This window comes from Edaphosphingomonas laterariae (genome assembly GCF_900188165.1).
GTDB lineage: Bacteria > Pseudomonadota > Alphaproteobacteria > Sphingomonadales > Sphingomonadaceae > Sphingomonas_E > Sphingomonas_E laterariae.
The window spans coordinates 111,299-131,962 of the sequence record NZ_FZOS01000004.1 but is presented as its reverse complement, the minus strand read 5'-3'; the positions used below and the strand labels follow the sequence as shown (position 1 = coordinate 131,962).

Below are 20,664 nucleotides of genomic sequence, written 5' to 3'. Positions count from 1 at the left end.
GACAACACCATCAAGTCCGGCCAGTTTGTCAAAGAGCGCGCAACTCTTTGTATAATTCCACACCCCGCATGGGGAATTGCGCGGCGTCCTGAGTCGTAGGCGGGCTTATCTTCCGGGAGCCGAAGCCTTCATATTGGTCGAGGCACCGCTGGTGCAGCGTTCAAATTCTTGCCGTGACTGGACCTGCGCTTCAACCTGTCTGCCCAGCCGGTTTACATCCTCATGGCGCACAGCGTTGACAATATCGTGGGCCGGAACGCTCACGACGCCATCGCGCCCGAATTTCTCGATCCTGTCATTGATGAGGGTGGTCAGCTCGCTCGCTAACGGGGACGCCCCATAAACCGCCAGCAATTTCCCTTTCTCGTCGATAATCGCTGGTCCATGACCCACTACATAGATGTCGGAGGGGATAACGCGCTCCATCCTCGGGTCAGTCGAGTTCATGATTTTGACAATCTCGATATTCATGTCATGGGCATTGTTGCGTAAATTATCAAAATCACCGCCGAAGGTAATGTTCTTATAATCCCCTTTGACCGGATCATATGCAATCATGTTTCCCATGATTTTCTCGTTCTCATTGTAAAACTTAGACATTAATACCCTCTAAACCGACAGATTTTGTATATTATTGTTGTTAGCTTACTTGAATAATACATAAATACTATTAATTATTTATTTACAGCGGCAGTATACGTGATTTCGCTCGGCGCTCACTTCGTGCAGGTTTTATCGCTGTGCGACGAAACCCCCTTGCATGGCTTCCGTCCATGCAGGTGACAATCCCGGACGCGGGATAGGGGCGGCTTGCCGCCCCATTGACGAGCGCCGCCAGCGGCGCGGTTCTCCCTGTTTTCGAGGAAGAAAGAGGCTCTGCCTCTCTCTCCCTGCAAGGTGCCGCTTTGGGGCCGAGGCTCACTTCGTTGCGCCCGCACCACCCCCGGCACCGGACCTTGCTCCCTCACTCTCCGCTGTTCGCCACGAGGCAGGGTTTCAGAACGCGACCTGAAACCCAAACCCAAGGAGAATAGAAATGGGAGCAACCATCACCACCGGCACCGAACAACCCCGCATATATGTGGCCTGTCTTGCGGCCTATAATAACGGCTATCTGCATGGCGCATGGATTGACGCCGCGCAGGAGCCTTGGGCGATCTATGACGCCGTGCGCGATATGCTGGCGGCTTCACCCGTCGAGGGCGCGGAAGAATGGGCAATCCACGATTACGAGGGATTCGGCGGCGTCCGCATCGAGGAACACACCGGCTTTGAGCGCGTCAGCGATCTTGCCAGCTTTCTTGCCGATCATGGCGAAATCGGTGCGGCGGTGCTGGACTATTATAGCGGCGACTTGGCCGAGGCGCGGGAGGCGTTGGAAGATCGTCACCTTGGCGCATATGCCAGCCTTGCCGACTATATGCAGGAGGTGACGGAGGACACGACCGAGATTCCCCAATCGCTTCGCTACTATGTCGATTATCAGGCGATGGCGCGGGATGCCGAATTGAACGGCGACCTTTTCACCGTCAGCACCGCATGGGACGTGGTGCATATCTTCGCGGGGTGCTGACAATGGAGCAGCAACCCCAAATCCACCGCTTCACATGGCAGGGCATCGAGATCGAGGCGATTTATTGCCCCCGTCAATTTGGCGGCGTTATCGCTCATCTTGAAATTACCAGCATCCAGCCGCCCCGCGCACCGCTACCGATCACGGAAACGGGCTACCGCTCCCATTTCCACCCTTGCGGCACTGTCGAAGCCAACGGCGGCGACGTGGTGGCGCAGGTTATCGCATGGCTGGACGAGGAGGCGGCGAGGCCGGATTGGCGGCGCTATGTCGAAAACAGCCGCCAAGGCGTGCTGTTTTAGGCGGGAAAGGGAAGGCCGCGCGCGTCGCCGCGCGGCCTTCCATACGCCCCTAGCCCCGTAACCCCGCCCTGCGCGGCTGCGCCGCGCTCATTCGGGCGCTGGACAAGCCAGCGCCACGGGTCTAACCCCTGAAAAAGCTACTGTGCTTGAAGTGTCCGTTTAGCACAAAGATTAGCACACCGGCACAATTTCTCTTGAAAACCGCTTAAAATTCAGTAAGATGGCCTAGCCATTATCGGACTCAAAATCCGGTTCCGCAAGGAGTGTCGGTTCGAGCCCGACCGCCCGCACCACTTTTTAGCGTGGCTCAGCTTCCGCTGCTGACATCGACCGCGCTGGCTTTCCCCTGACGAGAGATTTGGCCGTTCGGCCTTGCGAGCCCCTGTCGGGTTCGATCCGCCCCATCCAAAAGAAAAGGCGCGGAGACTTTCGCCCCCGCGCCTGATGTTTCCGACGATTGCCTGCGTTCAGGCGGCGGCCTTCTCGCGCTCGCGCATTTCCTGATTGAGCATTTCGGCCAGCAGGAAGGCGAGTTCGATCGACTGGCCCGCATTGAGACGGGGATCGCAATGCGTGTGATAACGATCGGCCAAGCTCTGTTCGGTGATGTCGATCGCGCCGCCGGTGCATTCGGTGACGTTCTGGCCGGTCATTTCGGCGTGGATGCCGCCGCCATGCGTGCCTTCCGCGCGGTGCACGGCGAAGAAGCCGCGTACTTCGGCGAGGATGCGTTCGAACGGCCGCGTCTTGTAGCCGTTATTGGCCTTCACGACATTGCCGTGCATCGGATCGCACGACCAGACGACCGGGCGCCCTTCGCGCTTCACCGCGCGGACGAGCGCGGGCAGGTGCTTTTCGATCTTGTCGTGGCCGTAGCGCGTGATCAGCGTGATGCGGCCCGGCGTGCGCGCCGGATCGAGCGTATCGAGCAGGCGGAGCAGCGCGTCCGGCTCAAGGCTCGGGCCGCACTTCAGGCCGATCGGGTTGCCGATGCCGCGCAGATATTCCACATGCGCGGACCCTTCGAAGCGGGTGCGATCGCCGATCCACAGCATGTGGGCCGACGTGTCGTACCAGTCGCCGGTCAGCGAATCCCGCCGGGTCAGCGCCTGTTCGTAGCGGAGCAGCAGCGCTTCGTGGCTGGTGTAGAAATTGGTGCCGTTGAGCTGCGGCACCGTCTGCGGATTGATCCCGCAGGCGGCCATGAAGTCCAGCGCGTCGCCGATCCGGTCGGCCACGTTCTGATATTGCGCGGCCCAGGGGCTGCGGCCCATGAAATCGAGCGTCCAGGCGTGGACCTGGTGGAGATTGGCATAGCCGCCCTGCGCGAAGGCGCGCAGCAGGTTCAGCGTCGCCGCCGCCTGATTATAGGCGCGGACCATGCGTTCGGGATCGGGCTCCCGCGCGGCCGCCTCGAACGCGATGTCGTTGACGATGTCGCCGCGATAGCTCGGCAGCGAAACGCCATCCACTTCCTCGGTATTGGCCGAACGCGGCTTGGCGAACTGGCCGGCCATGCGGCCCACCTTCACCACCGGCAGCTTCGACGCATAAGTGAGGACAACCGCCATCTGCAGGATGACGCGGAACGTGTCGCGAATGTTGTTCGGATGGAATTCGGCAAAGCTTTCGGCGCAATCGCCGCCCTGGAGCAGAAATGCCTTGCCGGCCGCCACCTGTGCCAGATCCGCGGTGAGCGCGCGCGCCTCGCCGGCAAAGACCAGCGGCGGATATTGCGCGAGTTCGCCCGTCACGCGGTCAAGCGCCGCCGTGTCGGTATATTCGGGCATCTGCCGTGCTTCGTGGCTGGTCCAGCTTTCGGGCGTCCAGTTCGTCGCCATGTTCATCATCCTTTCGTCCGATCCCCTTGGGGGAGGGGAGGGCGGAAGGCAAGCGCCGAGGCACTTGGGGGCAATGAAGCTAGGCTTGGATGGGGGGCAACCGATAGGAAATTGCGCGTTCGGCCACGCTTCCGGGCCATTGTGTTGCGTGCCAGTCCTCGATCGCGTCGAGGATGCGTTCGGATGCATCGCCCCGGCCATAAGGAAAAGCGGGCTGCGACATGGCGGCATGCGCCGCCGGATCGTCGAGCAGTTCGAACGTCGCGGCGACGATGCGATCGGCATCGGTGCCGACCAGCCGGGCGTTGCCGCTCGCAAATACCTCCGGCCGCTCGCTATTGTCGCGCAGCACGAGCAGCGGCACGCCGAGCGCCGGCGCTTCCTCCTGCAATCCGCCCGAATCGCTGAGGATCAGGTGGGCGCCGTCCATCATCTGCACCATCGTCGGATAATCGAAGGGCGGGTGCAGCTCGATCCGTGGCGTCGAACCGAGCGCCTGCGCGATGGCGCCGTGCACGGCGGGGTTGGGGTGCATCGGCAATATGATCCGCACGTCGGGGCGCCGGGCGATGCGTTGCAGCGCCGCGCAGATGGCGGCGATGCCCGCGCCGATATTCTCGCGCCGATGGCAGGTGACGAGGATCGTGCGCACCGCGTTGTCGTGGAGCGTCCAGCCATTGATCATGCGCCGGATGGTCAGCAGCGCATCGATCCCGGTATTGCCGGTCACGACCACGCGGCCGCGAATGGCGGGTTCGGCCGCGAGATTGGCGGCGGACTCGGCGGTGGGGGCAAATAAAAGGGCGGAGATCGCGTCGATCTCCACCCTGTTGCGTTCTTCGGGAAAGGGCCGGGTCAGGTCGTGGCTTCGTAACCCTGCCTCGACATGGCCGACCGCCAGGCCGATCCGTGAGGCTGAAAGGGCTGCGGCCCACGCGCTTGTCGTGTCGCCTTGGACAAGAAGCATGTCGGGGCGAAGCCGGGCGGCGAGGCTGGGGAGATCGGCTGCGATCAGATCGGCCAGCTGCTCGATCGTCTGCCCCGGTTCCATCAGCGCGAGATTGCCGTCCACCCGCTCGCCAAAGGCGGCCATCACATCGTCGAACGGCTTGCCATGCTGGCCGGTGGCGACCAGCCGGAGATCAATTTCCGGCCGCAGCCGCGCCGCCCGGCAGAGCGGCGCGAGCTTGATCGCCTCCGGCCGGGTGCCGGCGATGGCGAGGATACGGATCAGGCGCCGGGGATTCCGAGCTGCCGGGCACCATCGCCGATCCGGGTGAGCGTATCGGCATCACCGGCAAAGGCGGCGCGCGCGTCGACCAGCGCCTGCGCGGCGGCCTTCTTGTCGTCCAGCACCATGTAACTGCGCATCAGGCGCAGCCAGCCATCGGCATTCTTCGGATCGGCCTTGAGCTTGGCGGCAAGGCCGTCGACCATGCCGCGCACCATCGCGTCCTGCTGGCCGGGCGGCAATGACGCGGCGGCCGCCATGTCCTCACGCGTCGGGCCGGGGATGCCGTCGGTCGCGGTGGATGGCGCGGGCGCGGCTGGCTCGGGCAGGCGTCCGGCAATGTCGATCTTGTTCTGGGCGGCCGATTGCATGATCGTCTGGCGAACATTGGCTTCCCAGGGCGCGCCGGCCGGCGTGTCCTTCAGAAGTGCGATCCAGTCGTCGATCGCGCCCTTGTGATCGCCGGCCATATCCTTCTTCACGGCCAGGAAATAGCGCGCGCGCGGATTGGCGGGCTCGATCGCCAGCGCCTTGCGGAAGGCGCTCTCCGCCTCGACCGGCACGGCGGCGGGCACGTTGGGCGGCATGGCGAGGATCATCGCTTCGCCGAGCGCCGACCAGCCTTCGGCATTCTTCGGATCGGCTTCGGTCGCCTTGCGATAAGCGGTGACGGCATCGGCAAATCGTTCGGTGCGATAATAGGACCAGCCGAGCATTCGCCATCCTTCGGCGTCGGCGGGATTTTCTTCGAGCTTCTTTTCAAGCTGCGCGATCATCGACGACACATCGGCCTGGGGGGGCATGTCGGGAACCGATGACGCCGGCGCGGTTTCGCCGTCGGCGCGGCTTTTCCACACCTGAAACCCGATCGCGACGAGGGCGATGACGGCCGCCGCGATCAGCGCGATGCGTCCGAAGCGCAGGCCATTATCATGCCGATCGACCGTGACGACCGTCTTCGCGTCGTCCGGCGCCGCCGGCTTAGCCTCGTCAACCATATTGATGATATTCCCCGTTTACCGACACTTGATCTTTTGCAGTCTAGCGCAAGTCGGCTGGAATGATAGAGTGGCCGGTGCATGGAAAGGGCAAATAACCGTTTCATGCGGCCCCGATGCCGGCGACTGGATCGGCAGATGGGGACGGCCGATGGGGGGTGAAATTGGCTGAACATTCATCGCGTCACGCGATCGCGCCTGGAAACGGCTACTGTCCTTCTGCCCGCGCGGCATGTCTCGCATGAACGCGTCCCGGCCCATGGCGCATTGGTGGGGCGATAGCGCGAAGGCGGTGGCGGCCATCATCTGGGTGCTGGCGGGGTGCATCGCGATATTGATGGGGCTGGCCCAGCCAATTGCGGAAAACGTGGGTGCCGCGCTGGCCGGTGTGCATGGGGCGCTGGGCGGGCGCCTTGGCATTCCGGCGGCGGTGCTCGCGCTGGCGTTGATCGGCCTGATCGTCTTCCGTCGCCCGTTCCGGCTTGGCCGTCGTCGTCCGGCGCTGGTGCTGATCGCGCTGCCGAGCGGGGTCGTCGCCGTGCTGGCCGCGCTGGCGGTGGCCGCGATGGCCGGTGCGGTGGTGCCGGGGGCGGCCGAGGTGGCGGCGCCGGCGCTGGCGATCGGCCTGATCGTCGTCGCGATACAGGTGCTGGGTGAAGAGGTGCTGCTACGCGGCCTGCTCCAGCCGCTGCTGACCCGCGCATGGGGTGCTTGGCTGGGTGTGCTGCTCACCGCGCTCACCTTTACCTTGATTCACGTCCTTGGCGGGTGGCGCGATCCGGTATCGCTCTTGAACATCACGCTTGCGGGCATATGGTTCGGCCTGCTGGCGCTCCGCACGAGCGGCCTGCTCGCGCCGACCTTGGCGCATTTTGGCTATAATTGGGGGGAGGAGATGCTGGTCGGCATATCTCCAAACCCGGGGCTGGGCGATTTCGGGGCGATTTTCGACTTCGATCTGGTTGGCCCCGCGATCTTGGGGGGATCGGTGGACGGTTTCAATGCAAGTCTGGTGCTGAGTGTCGTGCTCATCCTGCTCATCCTGCCGCTGGCGCTGATGCGCGGGCGGCCTGATGGGGCGCATGCCGGGCAACAGGCGGAGGCACGCGCATGAGTGATATTTTCCTTTCCTATGCGGTGGCCGACGGCGATCGTGCCGAGGCGATCGTGCAGGGGCTGCGGGCCGCCGGCTACAGCGTCTGGTGGGATCGCGACATTCAGCCGGGGCAGGAACGCAAGGCCGCGATCGCCGAGGCGATGGAAGCGGCCAAGCTGTGCCTGGCCGGCTGGTCGCGCACGTCGGTCGACCACAGCACCGGCCAGGACGTGATCGACGAGGCCGAGGCCGCGAAGGGGCGGGGCGCCTATCTGGGCGTGTTGCTGGATAAGGTGGAACTGCCCTTCGGCTTTGGCGGCTATGATCCCATCGATGTCGCGCCGTTCAACGGATCGGCCGGCGGTGTCGCCGCGATCGTGCAGGGCGTGCGGGACTTCATGGAAAAGGGGCAGGCCGCGCCGGCCGCGTTGCCGCCGCCGCCGCCGCCGCCCAAGGCGCCGGTCAACAAGGGGCTGATCGTCGGCATCGCCGTCGCCGTCGCGATGATCGGCGCGATCGCCTTCTTCCTGTTCCGCAGCGCCGCGCCCACGCTGGCCGACAAGGTGGAACCGAAGCTTGCCGAGATTTCCTGCGCGTGGCTGCATGTCGATCCCGTGCGGACGGGAGAGGATGGCCGGATTGGGCTGATCGGCGTGGCCGGCGATCCCGCCGCCGCGCAGGCGACCGTCATCCAGCTCGCCCAGGCCGAGGGCCTGGCCGTGCAGGAGGTTGTCATCGACAAGGTGGCGCAGATCGATCCGCGCGAATGCCCGGCGATCGACGAGCCGCGCCGCCTGCGCAAATCGCCCGGTGGCCGTCTGCGCGTGACGGGCGAACCCTTCTTCCTCGATCCTGCGACCAAGCAGTCGCTGGCGCGCGTGGAAATCACGCTCGACGCCAAGGACAAGTCGATCGCGCTGTTTGGCGTCGAGCCTTCGGGCGTCGTCACCTGGGCGTTGCCGGATGCCACATCGATCGATGCGCTGAAGGATGCCGATGTCGGCCTGGTCAAGCAGGCGGACGGCAAGTGGGAATTCAACATCTATCCCGATCATCTGGGCTGGACCGGCCTGTTTGTGGTCGTTGGTGATCGCCCGCTGGCCAAGGCCATGCCGCAGGGCACCGTTCAGGGTTCGGCCGAATTCGCCAGCACGCTGCGCGAGGCGACGGCCGGCGGCGAATGGGATGCGGACATGGTGTGGTTCCGCATCGACCCGAAATAGCGCGTTCGCAATTTGTTGATCCCGGTGATGCAAATCACTGATCGAATCACCGGGACGGTCCATTACGCTCATCAGGACGGGTTGATCGTTGTGGCGATCCCGGCCGGACGATATGATCGCGGGGCCATCCCGCACGCTGAAAGGATTGTTGCAATGAAGCTGGTCGTCAGCTTGGGGGTTATCGGTTTCGTGCTTGCGGCAACCACGCCGGCCATGGCGCAATCGGACCCGGAATCGGCGCAGATCCTCTGCGATCTGACGGGGGATTGCGCGCAGGAAATCGCCGATCCCAACGCGGCTCAGGCCGATCCCGCCACGGCCACCGGCACGCCCCGTGGCGGCAAGACCCGTGGCTTCACCTTCCAGCGGGCGGGCACCACCGCCAGCGCCCCGCAGCCGACCCGCGTGGCGAGCGCGCCGCAGCCGGCGCCGACCCAGCGGGTCGCGCGTCCGACGCAGGTCGGCTCGTCCGATCTTGGCCTTACCTTCATGCCCAATTCGGCGGTGTTGACCGATCCGGCCAAGGCGCGCCTTGCCAAATATGCCCAGGTTCTGGGCGGTCCGAAGCTCAACGGTCGTCGCTTGCGCATCGAAGGGCATACCGACGCCTCGGGCTCTGCCGCGGTGAACCAGGATCTTTCGCGCCGCCGCGCGCAGGCCGTTGCCGATTATCTTTCGGCTTCGGGTGTGGCGCGCAACCGGCTCGACGTGGTGGGCTATGGATCGTCCAGGCCGCTGGCCGGCAAGCCGGCGACGGCGCCTGAAAACCGCCGCGTGATGGCGGTGCTGCTCTAGGCGATGGCCACCGTCACGCCGTCGCGGCGGACGATATTTCCGAACCCGGCCGGCCATGGTGCGGCCGGGTTCGTTTTTTTGCGAGTGGCGGACCGCAAGCAACGGATTTCATTTCGATGAAACGATTTTTCTGCCATGGTGCGATCTGGCGGTTGCCGCTCAAGATGATAAAGTGAAACAGGGTTCGCACCAATAATCAAAGGTCCACAACGATGGACCATGCGCGCGTCGGGCCCAACAAGGGCCAGCTTGTTGGGTGAACAGGGGGACCAGTGGCAGAGGCCTATCGCATCGCCATCGTCGGCTCGGGGCCGGCTGGGCTGAGCGCCGCCGCGCGTGCGGCGCAGCTGGGCATTGCCCATGTCCTGCTCGAAAAGACCGATCACCTTTCGGATACGATCTTCAAATATCAGAAGGGCAAGCACGTCATGGCGACGCCGAGCCAGCTTGTGCTGCGCTCGGACCTCGATTTCGACGCCGGCAAGCGCGAGGCGATTCTGGAAATCTGGGATCGGCAGGCGGCCGAAACCAAGATCAACGTCCGCATGCATGCCGAGGTGAAGGCGATTGCCGGCGCCAAGGGCGATTTCACGCTGACCTTGACCGATGGCAGCGTGATCAAGGCTGAAGCCGTGATCATGGCGATCGGCACGCAGGGCAACCCCAATTTGCTGCGGATTCCGGGCGGCGATCTACCGCACGTCCAGTATCAGCTCGATGATCCCGGCGAATATGTCGACGAACATATCACGATCATCGGTTCGGGCGACGCAGGCATCGAGAATGCCGTCGGGCTGGCGCAGGATCCGGCGCAGCGCAACATCGTCACCATCCTCAACCGGTCCGCCGATTTCAGCCGCGCCAAGGATGCCAACGTCAAGGGCCTGTTCGGCATGCGCGATGCCGGCCGCCTTTCGGTGTTGACCGACACGACGCCGCAGAAGGTGGAACCGGGCTACCTGACGCTCGACACGCGCGACGGCGAAACCCGCATCCGTTGCGATCGGATCATCGCCCGCATGGGGTCGGCCGCGCCGCGCAAGTTCATCGAAAGCTGCGGCATCGAATTCACCAGCGAGGATCGCGAGGCGTTTCCCAAGCTGAGCGCGACGTTCGAAAGCACGACGGCGCCGGGCATCTACATCATCGGCGCGCTGGCGGGCTATCCGCTGATCAAGCACTGCATGAACCAGGGCTATGACGTCGTTGAGATCATCAACGGCAACACGACGCTGAAGCCCGCCGACGAGCCCATTCTCGAAGCCAAGTTCAAGGGCCTGCCGCGTCAGCGCACCGTTGACGAGTGGCTGGAATTCCTGCGCACCAATGTGGAAATCCTGAACGATCTTTCGCCGCTGCAGATGCGCGAGTTCATGCTCGATTCCGACGTGCGCGCCTATCGCATCGGCGAAACCGTGTTCGAGAAGGACGATCCCGGATCGTCGCTTTTCGGCATCGCATCCGGCTCGGTCGACGTGGCGGGCCGCGTGAAGATCGGTCGCGGTTCGATCTTCGGTGAGGTCGGCCTGATCTCCGGCCGCCGCCGGGGGGCCACGATCCGTGCCGCCGAGGATTCGATCCTGGTCGAAGTGTCGCGCACCGCCGCGCTCAAGCTGATGGCGTCGAACCCGGGCGCCAAGCGCGTGGTGACGCGCATCTCGACCGAGCGGCAGCTGCTCCAGATGTTCGGATCGGGCCTGACGCCCGACGATCTGACCGAAGTGACGAGCACCGCGAAGGTGGAATCGGTGAGCGCCGGCAAGGCGATCATCAACGAAGGCGATGATGGCTGCGACATCTTCGTCATCCGTGTCGGATCGATGGTGGTGGAAAAGAATATCGGCGGCAAGCCGGTGTTCCTCTCTTATCTGCCGGCCGGTTCCTATGTCGGCGAAATGGCGGTGATCGACGGCGGCAAGCGCACCGCCACGGTGCGCGCGGCGATCAAGTCCGAAGTGATCCGGCTGGACGGCGAGGCGTTCAAGCGGCTGCTGGCGCGCAAGCCCGATCTGCTGGACAAAGCCCGGAAGGACATGGCTCAGCGGCAGGACCTCAACGCCTTCGTCGAAGCCAAGAAAGACAGCTTCTCCTCGGTCGTCGACATGTATTCGTCGGTCGCCAACTTCCTGGTCGAACAGGGCGTGGGCGAAGCGACCGACGTGCTGTTGATTGACGAAAATCTCTGCGTCGGCTGCGACAATTGCGAAAAGGCGTGCGCCGACAGCCACGAAGGGCTGTCGCGGCTCGATCGCGAAGCGGGGCGGACCTACGCGCACCTGCATGTACCGACATCGTGCCGGCATTGCGAACATCCGCATTGCATGGCCGATTGCCCGCCCAACGCGATCCATCGCGGGCCCGATGGCGAAGTGTTCATCGACGATACCTGCATCGGCTGCGGCAATTGCCAGCGCAACTGCCCCTATGGCGTGATCCGCATGGACAAGGTGCCGCCGAAGAAGCCGGGTCTGTTGAGCTGGTTCCTGTTCGGCAAGGGGCCGGGGCCGGGCGAACCAAGCCATGAATGGGCTTATGCCAATGCCGAGCCGGGCGTGGAAAAGCCGAAAAAGGCCATCAAGTGCGACATGTGTTCGGGGATCGAGGGCGGCCCCGCCTGCGTGCGCGCATGCCCCACGGGCGCCGCGATCCGCGTCGCGCCGGAGGCGTTCCTGACGGTGGCCAAACTGGATCGGGGGGAAGGCTAGGGTGGCGACACGGGGGGTAAGGCAACTCGCCGTCGAGGGCGGTTCCAAGCATGAGGGGTTCTTGCGCTATGCCGGCTATCGCTGGCTGAAGATCGCGCTGCTCCTCTCGTTCACGGCCATCCTGATCTACGCATTCCATGACGCCAGGCCACGGCCCAATGGCGGCAGCTGGTATGGCTATCTGCTGGGCACCATCGGCGCAGGCCTGATCCTGTGGCTGACGATGCTGGGCGTGCGCAAAAGGACGATGACGCCGGGGCGCTGGTCGCTCAAGGCGTGGACGTCCGCCCACGTCTATCTCGGCCTTTCGCTGATCATCGTGGCGACGCTGCACACCGGCTTCCAGTTCGGCTGGAACGTTCACACGCTGGCTTATGTGCTGATGATGCTGGTCATCCTGTCCGGTATCTATGGCATTGGCGTCTATTCGGCATTGCCCCGCGTGCTCAGCAACAATCGCGGCGAAACCACGCAGATGCAGATGCTCGACAATCTGCGCCAGCTTGATCGTCAGCTGCACGAGGCCGCGCAGCCGCTCGACCAGCGGCATGCCGAAATCGTGCGCATGTCGCTGGATGACGATCCGTTTGGTGGTGGCCTGATCGCGCGGCTGACCGGGCGTTATCCGAAATGCGGCACCCGCGCCGCGCAGGCGGCGATCCGCGCCGAAACCGGCGATCGTCCGGCGATCGGCCAGGACGCGCTGGAACGGATCGACGTGCTGCTGGAACGCAAGGAGGCGGCACTGGCCCGCGTGCGCCAGCATCTGCGCCTGAAGGCGTTGCTGGAAATCTGGCTCTACGTCCATGTGCCGTTGACCTTCGCGCTGATCGCGGCGCTGTTCGCGCACATCTTCTCCGTTTTCTTCTACTGGTAAGGGCGCGCGCATGAGCTTCATCGTCCGCCAGATCTCGCGAACCGCCGATGGGCGGGAGATCATTCGGCCGCGCACCTTCACGCAGAAGGAAATCGTGATCGGGCGCGAAGCCGATTGCGATATTCACCTGCCCGATCTGGCCGTCGATCTGCGCCATGGTGCGATCCGCGAAGTCGCTCCCGGCCGGATCGAGGTGGCCGCGATCTCGGGCCTGCCGATCGACATCAATGGCCGGTCGACGCCGGGCGAGACGATCGACGTTACCCGTGGCGCCAATATCCGCATCGGCAGCCACCTGCTGACCGTTTCGGCGGGCGAGGGCGAGGATCAGGGCAACACCGTCATTTCGGTGGAGCGGGTCGGCGCGCTTTCCGAAGCGTCCGAAATCCGTGACGAGCAACGCGCCTTCTCGCTGGCCGGGGTTGCCCCGGGCCGCCGCCGCATGGCGTGGATCCTCGGGCTTCTGGTCCTGGCCCTTTTTCTGGCCTGGCCGATCTGGTCGTTCGCGACCAACCAATATGCCGAAGCCGGCGAACGCCGCCCGGTGGCCTTCCACGCCGATGAGATGTGGTCGTCGGGCAAGCTCAGCCTCGCCCACGCCAATCTCGAAAACAATTGCCAGGCCTGCCACGTCAAGCCGGGAGAGGCGGTGCGCGACGAAAGCTGCGCAGCCTGCCATTCGACGCTGCACGACCATGCCGATCCGCAGCGGCTGGCCGCCGCGATGCCGGCCAAGGGCGCGGGCGCCAAGTTCCAGCTCGCCACCGCCGGCATGTTCGGTATCCCCGAAGGCCGCTGCGTCGACTGCCATACCGAGCATGAAGGCGCCAAGGCGATGCCGGTGACCGAGCAGCGCTTCTGCAGCGACTGCCATAACGGCATGGACAAGCGGCTGACCGATACGGCGGTGCTGAACGCATCCGATTTCGAAAAGGATCACCCGCAATTCCGGCCGGCGGTGATGACGAGCGCGGGCAGCCGCCCGATCGTCCAGCGCCTTTCGCTCGATGCCCGGCCGCTGGAAGATCATGGGCTGAAATTCCCGCACGACATGCATCTTTCCACCACCAACGGCGTGGCCCGCATGGCCCAGACGATGAAGGTGGAATATGGCTTTGGCGACAGCCTGGTCTGCGCCGATTGCCACGTTCCCGATGCGTCCGGCGCGCGCTTTGCCAAGGTGACGATGGAGCAGAATTGCCAGATGTGTCACAGTCTGGCGTTCGATCGGGTGGGCGATACCGTCCGCACGCTGCGCCATGGCGATCCCAAGCAGGTGGTGGCCGATCTGCGCGCCTTCTATCGATCGACGGGGCCGGTGCAGCCGATCAATCTTGGCGGTCAGGCCCGTCGTCGGCCGGGCGATGCCATGCTGGTGCGGACCAGCGCGGCCTTCAACATCGCCGCCGCCAACCGGCCGGGACGCGCCGATCAGGCGATCCGCGCGGTCTTCTCGCAAGGCGGGGCCTGTTTCGATTGCCACACGGTGACGCAGCCCAGCGCGCCCGGCGCGGTCGATTGGGGTGTCGTGCCGGTGCGTCTGCCCGAACGCTACATGCAGAAGGGCTGGTTCGATCATAAGAGCCACGAGACCGAGGCGTGCGAAAGCTGCCACGTCGCCAAGTCCTCGGGAACGTCGGCGGATGTGCTGCTGCCCAAGATCGAAAGCTGCCGCACCTGCCATGGTGGTGAGCGGACGGCGAAATCGGTGCCGTCGTCCTGCGCGATGTGCCACGATTACCACATGGACGGGCTGGCCCCATTGATGGTGCGCAACATGCGCGACAAGGGTCAGCGCGCCAGCCGCTATGGCGCGCAAACCGAAAGCCGGGTGACAGGACGAAATTAACCGCGTTGTGATAACCGTGACAGTCTGTGTCGCGGATCACAGCGCCGTTGCGGTGATTCCCGCCATATCAAACCCGCCCGATATCGGCATCGTGGGGCAACCGGTGCCGATCGTCGTCGGGTAGAAAACAGGGAAGAGGGTCGCCGCGGCCTATGTTGATCGCCCAGATTACCGATATCCATCTCGGCTTCGATCCGGACAATCCGGCCGAATTCAATCGCAAGCGGCTGGACAAGGTGTTGCACCTGCTGTCCGATCTCGATCGGCGGCCCGATATGCTTTTCGCCACCGGCGATCTGGTCGACCGGGGGGATGCCGAATCCTACCGCCGGCTGCGCAACGCGCTCGCTGCCTGCCCCTTCCCGGTGTGGATGTGCGTGGGCAACCATGACGTGCGCGACAATTTCGCCGAAGCTTTCCCCAAGGTGCCGATGGCGGACGGCTTCGTCCAATATGTGGTCGAAACCGGGCCGCTGCGTTTCTTGGTGCTCGATACGCTGGAAGAAGGCCGCCACGGTGGCGGCTTCTGCGAACGGCGGGCGGCATGGCTTGCCGATCGCGTGGCCGAGGCGCCCGACCGGCCGACCGTGATCGTGCTGCACCATCCGCCGATCGACACCGGTATCGACTGGATGACGGCGGGTGCGGATGAGCCCTGGGTGATCCGGCTCGATCAGGCGCTGTCCGGCCATCGCAACATCATCGGTATGATCTGCGGCCATATCCATCGCCCGATCGTGACGGGATGGCGGGGGCGGCCGCTGGCCGTTTGCCCGTCCACCGCGCCGCAGGTGGCGTTGACCCTGGCGCCGATGGATCCGGCCAAGCCCGACGGGCGCCCGATGATCGTCGCCGACCCGCCGGCATTCGCGCTGCATTACTGGAATGGCGATGGGCTGGTGACCCATTTCGACAATGCTGACGAGCATGTCGCGCTGGCCCGCTATGACGCTTCGATGCAGCCGCTGGTGGCGGCGTTGATCGACGAACGCCCGGGAGCGGCGATGGCCGGCAAGCCGCGCGTCCGTCTCGTTTCCAAATAGGGGCTTCTTGCCCTTAGGGGGGGGCGTCTCCCCCCCCCCTGGTGCGCCGGATCAGCCTAGTTCGCGCGCGACGTTCCGCCAGGTGAGCGCGATGATGATCGCGGAAATGCCACCGAACAGGAAACTCGCGCCCAGGATGAATCCGGGCAACGTCATCGCTGTCATCGGCAGCGTCGCGAGCAGGAAGATATCGAGCAGGATGTTGAACACGCCCATGGCGATCAGCAGCCAGCGATGCCGGCGGATCTTGATGCCCCAATAAATCTCGAACGCGCCGCGCAGGCCCAGCCAGATCGCGACCATCAGGGTCAGCGATATGGCGCCGATCATCGGCCGAAAGACGAGCAGCGCGCCCACCAGCGCCGACATCAGGCCGAATATGACCTCATACCAGCGCGTCTCATGATGGCCGCTCAGCCCGGAGGCGATCGAAACCAACCCGGACGCCAGAAAGAAGGCGCCGATCACCAATGTCGCCGCGATGGTGGCGGGAAACGGCCAGATGAAGGCGCAGATGGCGATTATGATCGAAACGATGCCGTAAGCGAGCACCCAACCCCAACCCCGGCCACGCGCGCGGGTGACCTGTCCGACAACGGTCTCGTTCATCGCGATTGCCTCCCTTGGTCCCTGGCCGATCAACGTATCGCTGCCGATACGGTTCCGGGGGGAGGCGAGCCGTCGTCCGACCCGCATTCCGCGCCTTCCGATGGGACTGTCAGCTTCTGGCAGCCGTCCCTCGCCACCCAGCGCACGAACCGGTTATCTCCGTAGCGGACTGGCGACATCCTGTCCGCCATGGTGCGGCAGCACGGCTATGCCGTGCCGTCCATGGCGGTATGGATCGCCCCGGAGTTTCCGGCATCTCCGGGGCGGTTGATACGCGGCATTCCATCAAGTCGGTCGCTTCGTTCAGGCGGCGAACTGGCTCATGGTGTTGTGGACGCCGCCGGCCTTGAGCGCGGCTTCACCAGCGAAATATTCCTTATGGTCGTCGCCAATGTCGGAGCCGGACATGTTCTGGTGCTTCACGCAGGCGATGCCTTGACGGATTTCCTGCCGCTGGACGTTGAGGACATAGCCCAGCATGCCCGCCTCGCCGAAATATTCGCGGGCAAGATTGTCGGTGCTCAATGCCGCCGTGTGATAGGTCGGCAGCGTGATCAGGTGGTGGAAGATGCCGGCGCGCGCGGCCGCATCCTTCTGGAAGGTGCGGATCTTCTCGTCGGCCTCGGCCGCCAGTTCGGTGCCGTCATAATCAACGCTCATCAGGCGGGCGCGATCATAAGCCGAGACGTCCTGGCCCGCCTCGGCCCAGCGATCATAGGCCTGCTGACGGAAGTTGAGCGTCCAGTTGAAGCTCGGCGAGTTGTTGTAGACAAGCTTCGCGTTCGGAGCGACCTCGCGGATGCGATCGACCATGCCGGCGATCTGTTCGATATGCGGCTTCTCGGTCTCGATCCACAGCAGATCGGCACCGTTCTGGAGCGAGGTGATGCAATCGAGCACGCAGCGATCGGCGCCGGTGCCTTCGCGGAACTGGAACAGGTTGGATGGCAGCCGCTTGGGGCGCATCAGCTTGCCGTTGCGGTTGATGATGACATCGCCGTTCGCGGTTGAAAGGTCCGCGATCTCCTCGCAATCGAGGAAGGCATTATACTGGTCGCCAAGGTCGCCGGCCTCGCGGCTATAGGCGATCTGCTTGGTCAGGCCCGCGCCCAGCGAATCCGTGCGCGCGACGATGATGCCATCATCGACGCCGAGTTCGAGGAAGGCGTAACGGACAGCGCGGATTTTCGCGAGGAAGTCCTCATGCGGCACCGTGACCTTGCCGTCCTGGTGCCCGCATTGCTTTTCGTCGGAAACCTGGTTCTCGATCTGGATCGCGCAGGCGCCGGCTTCGATCATCTTCTTGGCGAGCAGATAGGTTGCCTCGGCATTGCCGAAACCGGCGTCGATATCGGCGATGATCGGCACGACATGCGTCTGGTAATTGTCGATCGCCTGAGTGAGGCGCTGTTCCTCGACCTGATTGCCGGCTTCGCGCGCCTTGTCGAGATCGCGGAACAGCATGCCGAGTTCGCGGGCGTCGGCCTGTTTCAGGAATGTGTAGAGTTCCGCGATCAGCGCGGGCACGCTGGTCTTTTCGTGCATCGACTGATCGGCCAGCGGTCCGAATTCGGAACGCAAGGCGGCGATCATCCAGCCGGAAAGATAGAGGTAGCGGCGCTCAGTGGTGCCGAAATGCTTCTTGATGGCGATCAGCTTCTGCTGGCCGATGAAGCCGTGCCAACAGCCCAGCGACTGGGTGTAGGCGGCCGGATCGGCATCATAGGCCGCCATGTCGCGGCGCATGATCGCGGCGGTGTAGCGGGCGATGTCGAGCCCCGTATGGAAGCGGTTCTGAAGGCGCATGCGCGCAACCGCCTCCGCGCCAATGCCCTGCCATGCGCCATTATGCCCGCCGATCAGCTGGCCCGCCTGATCAATCTGCTGCTGGTACGTCAATTTCATCTCCTGCGCCGAAAGCGCGAGAAGATTTGTATTAAAGATTACCGGCGATCATCGAAATTTGATGGTTTTCGACGTGGTGCCGTTGATGGATCACGGCAGTCCGGTGTGCTGCAGTAAATATTTTACACGCCTTGTCCCGCTCGCCTTTGTCGCATGCTCAGCGGCGGGAAGGGTGGCACATCCCGTCCCCATCGGTCGGCAATCGCGGGATCATCGACATGGTTCTCCGCGCCCGGCGTGGCGCGCGCGTCGTGAGGCCCAGCCTTTCGGCTGGGCCTCGTGCCGTCACGCCTGCAGGTCGAACCGGTCGGCGTTCATCACCTTGGTCCAGGCGGCCACGAAGTCGCGCACGAACTTCTCGCCCGCGTCGGCGCCCGCATAGACTTCGGACAGCGCCCGCAATTGCGAATTCGATCCGAAGGCAAGGTCGGTGCGGGTGGCGGTCCATTTCTGGGCGCCTGTCGCCCGGTCGCTGCCGGCATAGACTTCGTCGGCACTGTCATCGACCTGTTTCCACGCCGTGTTCATGTCGAGCAGGTTGACGAAGAAGTCGTTGGTCAACTGGCCCGCGCGCTTGGTCAGCACGCCATGCGGCGATCCGCCCGCATTGGCGCCCAGCACCCGCAGGCCGCCGACGAGCACGGTCATCTCCGGCGCGCTGAGCCCGAGCAGCTGGGCCCGATCGACCAGGAGTTCCTCGGTCGGCACGTTGAACCGCACCTGCAGATAGTTGCGGAAGCCATCGGCCCGCGGCTCAAGCGGATCGAAGCTGGCGGCATCGGTCAGCGCATCGGTCGTGTCCACGCGCCCGGCCGCGAACGGCACGGTGATGCGCGAACCGGCGTCCGCCGCCGCCTTCTCGATCGCGGCGCTGCCACCCAGCACGATGAGGTCGGCCAGCGACACCTTCTTGCCCTTGGCGGCGCCGTCGAACTCGGCCTTGATCTCGCCCAGCTTGGACAGGACCGTCGCCAGTTCGGCGGGATCGTTGACCGCCCAGTCCTTCTGCGGGGCCAGCCGAACACGCGCGCCGTTGGCGCCGCCGCGATGGTCCGATCCGCGATAGGTGGCGGCCGATGCCCACGCCGCCTTGACGAGTTGGGAAACGGAGAGGCCGCTGGCGAGGATCTTGCCCTTGAGCGCGGCAACATCCGCATCGTCGATGGCCGGATAGTCGGCCTTGGGCAGCGGATCCTGCCAGATCAGGTCCTCGGCCGGAACATCGGCGCCCAGATATCGGACCTTCGGCCCCATGTCGCGGTGCGTCAGCTTGAACCAGGCGCGGGCGAAGGCATCGGCGAATGCGTCGGGATTGTCGCGAAAGTGTTCGGACACCTTGCGATAATCCGGGTCGACCTTGAGCGCCATGTCGGCCGTCGTCATCATCGTCGGCACCCGCTTCGACGGATCGTGCGCGGCCGGCGCCATGTCTTCCGGCTTCTGGTTGACCGGCTGCCACTGGCGCGCGCCGGCGGGGCTCGTCACCAGTTCATAGTCATAGTCGAGCAGCATCCGGAAATAGTTCATGTTCCAGGTCGTCGGCGTAGGCGACCAGGAGCCTTCGAGCCCGCTGGTGATGGTGTCGTCGCCAAAGCCGCTCTTGTGCCCGCTCTGCCAGCCAAGGCCCTGCATCGCGATGTCCGCGCCTTCGGGTTCGGAGCCGACGAGCGAGGCGTCGCCCGCGCCATGGCATTTGCCGAACGTATGGCCGCCGGCGGTCAGCGCCACCGTCTCTTCATCGTTCATCGCCATGCGGGCGAAGGTTTCGCGAATATCCTTGGCGGACTGCACCGGATCGCAATTGCCGCCGCGTCCCTCGGGATTGACGTAGATCAGCCCCATCTGGATGGCGGCGAGGGGGTTTTCGAAGACATTGCCGGGATCGTCGGTCAGGCGGGTCTTGTTGCCTTCCTCGCCCACCCAGGTCGTTTCAGTGCCCCAATAGACGTCCTTCTCGGGTTCGAAGATATCCTCGCGGCCGCCGCCGAAGCCGAAAATCGGGCCGCCCATGGATTCGATCGCGACGTTCCCGGCCAGGATCAGAAGGTCGGCCCAGGAAAGCTGCTGGCCATATTTCTGCTTGATCGGCCAGAGCAGGCGGCGTGCCTTGTCGAGATTGGCATTGTCCGGCCAGGAATTGAGCGGCGCGAAGCGCTGGTTGCCGGAACCCGCGCCGCCGCGCCCGTCGCCGGTGCGATAGGTGCCCGCGCTGTGCCAGGCCATGCGGATGAAGAACGGGCCGTAATGGCCGTAATCCGCCGGCCACCAGGGCTGGCTGTCGGTCATCAGCGCCGTCAGGTCCGCCTTCAGCGCTGCGAGATCGAGGGCGAGGAACGCCTTGCGATAATTGAAGTCCGCATCCATCGGGCTCGGGCTGGCGCCACCCTGTTGCAGGATGTCGAGCGAAAGCTGGTTGGGCCACCAATCGCGATTGGTCCGCCCCAGCAGGGACCGCAGAGCCTCGGATTCCAGCGCCGGGTCGGACAATGGGCTGCCGGTTACCGGGCAACCTGAGGTCTTCTGGTCCATATGCTCTCTCCTTGCGCAACGATGGATGTTTATAATGCCTATCCAACGGCCGAAGATGACATGCGTTCGATCAAATCATGGGCGCAGC

At 64.3% G+C, this 20,664-nt stretch carries 16 protein-coding genes; 9 read left to right on the top strand and 7 right to left on the bottom strand.

Features of this window, described 5'->3' with window-relative positions; translation table 11 throughout:
• Positions 1-105: 105 nt before the first annotated feature.
• Positions 106-600, bottom strand: a complete 495-nt coding sequence (locus tag CHB74_RS05640; protein WP_089218648.1) for a hypothetical protein — start codon at positions 598-600, stop codon at positions 106-108.
• A 436-nt stretch (positions 601-1,036) separates the two neighbouring features.
• On the opposite strand from CHB74_RS05640, the gene CHB74_RS05635 reads away from it, so the two are divergent.
• Entirely contained in the window at positions 1,037-1,573 is a 537-nt protein-coding gene (locus CHB74_RS05635) for an antirestriction protein ArdA (protein ID WP_089218647.1), read from the top strand.
• 2 nt (positions 1,574-1,575) lie between these two features.
• Positions 1,576-1,875, top strand: coding sequence for a hypothetical protein (locus tag CHB74_RS05630; RefSeq protein WP_089218646.1), 300 nt, complete (start codon positions 1,576-1,578; stop codon positions 1,873-1,875).
• A 467-nt stretch (positions 1,876-2,342) separates the two neighbouring features.
• Here the strand turns inward: CHB74_RS05630 and CHB74_RS05625 are convergent, their stop codons facing one another.
• The 3 genes from CHB74_RS05625 to CHB74_RS05615 all read right to left on the bottom strand — a co-directional run bounded on the left by CHB74_RS05625 (position 2,343) and on the right by CHB74_RS05615 (position 5,945).
• Complete coding sequence (locus CHB74_RS05625) at positions 2,343-3,716, bottom strand: class II 3-deoxy-7-phosphoheptulonate synthase (RefSeq protein ID WP_089218730.1); 1,374 nt, start codon at positions 3,714-3,716, stop codon at positions 2,343-2,345.
• 79 nt (positions 3,717-3,795) lie between these two features.
• Positions 3,796-4,932, bottom strand: coding sequence for a non-hydrolyzing UDP-N-acetylglucosamine 2-epimerase (wecB, locus tag CHB74_RS05620; RefSeq protein WP_089218645.1), 1,137 nt, complete (start codon positions 4,930-4,932; stop codon positions 3,796-3,798).
• A 14-nt stretch (positions 4,933-4,946) separates the two neighbouring features.
• Positions 4,947-5,945, bottom strand: a complete 999-nt coding sequence (locus CHB74_RS05615) for a tetratricopeptide repeat protein (protein WP_179220733.1) — start codon at positions 5,943-5,945, stop codon at positions 4,947-4,949.
• Between the two features lie 259 nt (positions 5,946-6,204).
• Between CHB74_RS05615 and CHB74_RS05610 the strand changes: the two genes are divergently transcribed.
• The 7 genes from CHB74_RS05610 to CHB74_RS05580 all read left to right on the top strand — a co-directional run bounded on the left by CHB74_RS05610 (position 6,205) and on the right by CHB74_RS05580 (position 15,533).
• Entirely contained in the window at positions 6,205-7,059 is an 855-nt protein-coding gene (locus CHB74_RS05610; RefSeq protein WP_245842653.1) for a CPBP family intramembrane glutamic endopeptidase, read from the top strand.
• Positions 7,056-8,264 (top strand): toll/interleukin-1 receptor domain-containing protein, encoded by a 1,209-nt coding sequence (locus CHB74_RS05605; protein ID WP_089218644.1) that lies wholly within the window; start codon positions 7,056-7,058, stop codon positions 8,262-8,264. Before CHB74_RS05610 ends, CHB74_RS05605 begins: the two co-directional genes overlap by 4 nt.
• A gap of 153 nt (positions 8,265-8,417) precedes the next feature.
• A complete protein-coding gene (locus CHB74_RS05600; protein WP_089218643.1) occupies positions 8,418-9,059 on the top strand; it encodes an OmpA family protein in 642 nt (213 codons plus the stop codon).
• Positions 9,060-9,331: 272 nt separating this feature from the next.
• Positions 9,332-11,764, top strand: coding sequence for an NAD(P)-binding domain-containing protein (locus CHB74_RS05595; protein ID WP_089218642.1), 2,433 nt, complete (start codon positions 9,332-9,334; stop codon positions 11,762-11,764).
• Between the two features lies 1 nt (position 11,765).
• On the top strand, positions 11,766-12,641 hold the full coding sequence (locus CHB74_RS05590; RefSeq protein WP_089218641.1) for a hypothetical protein: 876 nt from the start codon (positions 11,766-11,768) through the stop codon (positions 12,639-12,641).
• A 10-nt stretch (positions 12,642-12,651) separates the two neighbouring features.
• Positions 12,652-14,490, top strand: coding sequence for a cytochrome c3 family protein (locus tag CHB74_RS05585; protein ID WP_089218640.1), 1,839 nt, complete (start codon positions 12,652-12,654; stop codon positions 14,488-14,490).
• A 152-nt stretch (positions 14,491-14,642) separates the two neighbouring features.
• On the top strand, positions 14,643-15,533 hold the full coding sequence (locus tag CHB74_RS05580) for a phosphodiesterase (RefSeq protein WP_089218639.1): 891 nt from the start codon (positions 14,643-14,645) through the stop codon (positions 15,531-15,533).
• Between the two features lie 51 nt (positions 15,534-15,584).
• Here CHB74_RS05580 and CHB74_RS05575 read toward each other — a convergent pair whose 3' ends face one another.
• The 3 genes from CHB74_RS05575 to katG all read right to left on the bottom strand — a co-directional run bounded on the left by CHB74_RS05575 (position 15,585) and on the right by katG (position 20,576).
• Entirely contained in the window at positions 15,585-16,142 is a 558-nt protein-coding gene (locus CHB74_RS05575; protein WP_089218638.1) for an HdeD family acid-resistance protein, read from the bottom strand.
• A gap of 303 nt (positions 16,143-16,445) precedes the next feature.
• Complete coding sequence (locus CHB74_RS05570; protein WP_089218727.1) at positions 16,446-18,041, bottom strand: isocitrate lyase; 1,596 nt, start codon at positions 18,039-18,041, stop codon at positions 16,446-16,448.
• A 291-nt stretch (positions 18,042-18,332) separates the two neighbouring features.
• Positions 18,333-20,576 carry a catalase/peroxidase HPI gene (gene katG / locus CHB74_RS05565; protein ID WP_089218637.1) on the bottom strand — a complete coding sequence of 748 codons (2,244 nt, stop codon included), beginning with the start codon at positions 20,574-20,576 and terminating at the stop codon, positions 18,333-18,335.
• Between the last annotated feature and the right edge of the window lie 88 nt (positions 20,577-20,664).

Bases quoted from the DNA above. Each gene is read 5' to 3' on its own strand.
- CHB74_RS05640 (WP_089218648.1), bottom strand. From the start codon at position 600: ATGTCTAAGTTTTACAATGAGAACGAGAAAATCATGGGAAACATGATT.
- CHB74_RS05635 (WP_089218647.1), top strand. From the start codon at position 1,037: ATGGGAGCAACCATCACCACCGGCACCGAACAACCCCGCATATATGTG.
- CHB74_RS05630 (WP_089218646.1), top strand. From the start codon at position 1,576: ATGGAGCAGCAACCCCAAATCCACCGCTTCACATGGCAGGGCATCGAG.
- CHB74_RS05625 (WP_089218730.1), bottom strand. From the start codon at position 3,716: ATGGCGACGAACTGGACGCCCGAAAGCTGGACCAGCCACGAAGCACGG.
- CHB74_RS05615 (WP_179220733.1), bottom strand. From the start codon at position 5,945: ATGGTTGACGAGGCTAAGCCGGCGGCGCCGGACGACGCGAAGACGGTC.
- CHB74_RS05610 (WP_245842653.1), top strand. From the start codon at position 6,205: ATGGCGCATTGGTGGGGCGATAGCGCGAAGGCGGTGGCGGCCATCATC.
- CHB74_RS05605 (WP_089218644.1), top strand. From the start codon at position 7,056: ATGAGTGATATTTTCCTTTCCTATGCGGTGGCCGACGGCGATCGTGCC.
- CHB74_RS05600 (WP_089218643.1), top strand. From the start codon at position 8,418: ATGAAGCTGGTCGTCAGCTTGGGGGTTATCGGTTTCGTGCTTGCGGCA.
- CHB74_RS05585 (WP_089218640.1), top strand. From the start codon at position 12,652: ATGAGCTTCATCGTCCGCCAGATCTCGCGAACCGCCGATGGGCGGGAG.
- CHB74_RS05580 (WP_089218639.1), top strand. From the start codon at position 14,643: ATGTTGATCGCCCAGATTACCGATATCCATCTCGGCTTCGATCCGGAC.
- CHB74_RS05575 (WP_089218638.1), bottom strand. From the start codon at position 16,142: ATGAACGAGACCGTTGTCGGACAGGTCACCCGCGCGCGTGGCCGGGGT.
- katG (WP_089218637.1), bottom strand. From the start codon at position 20,576: ATGGACCAGAAGACCTCAGGTTGCCCGGTAACCGGCAGCCCATTGTCC.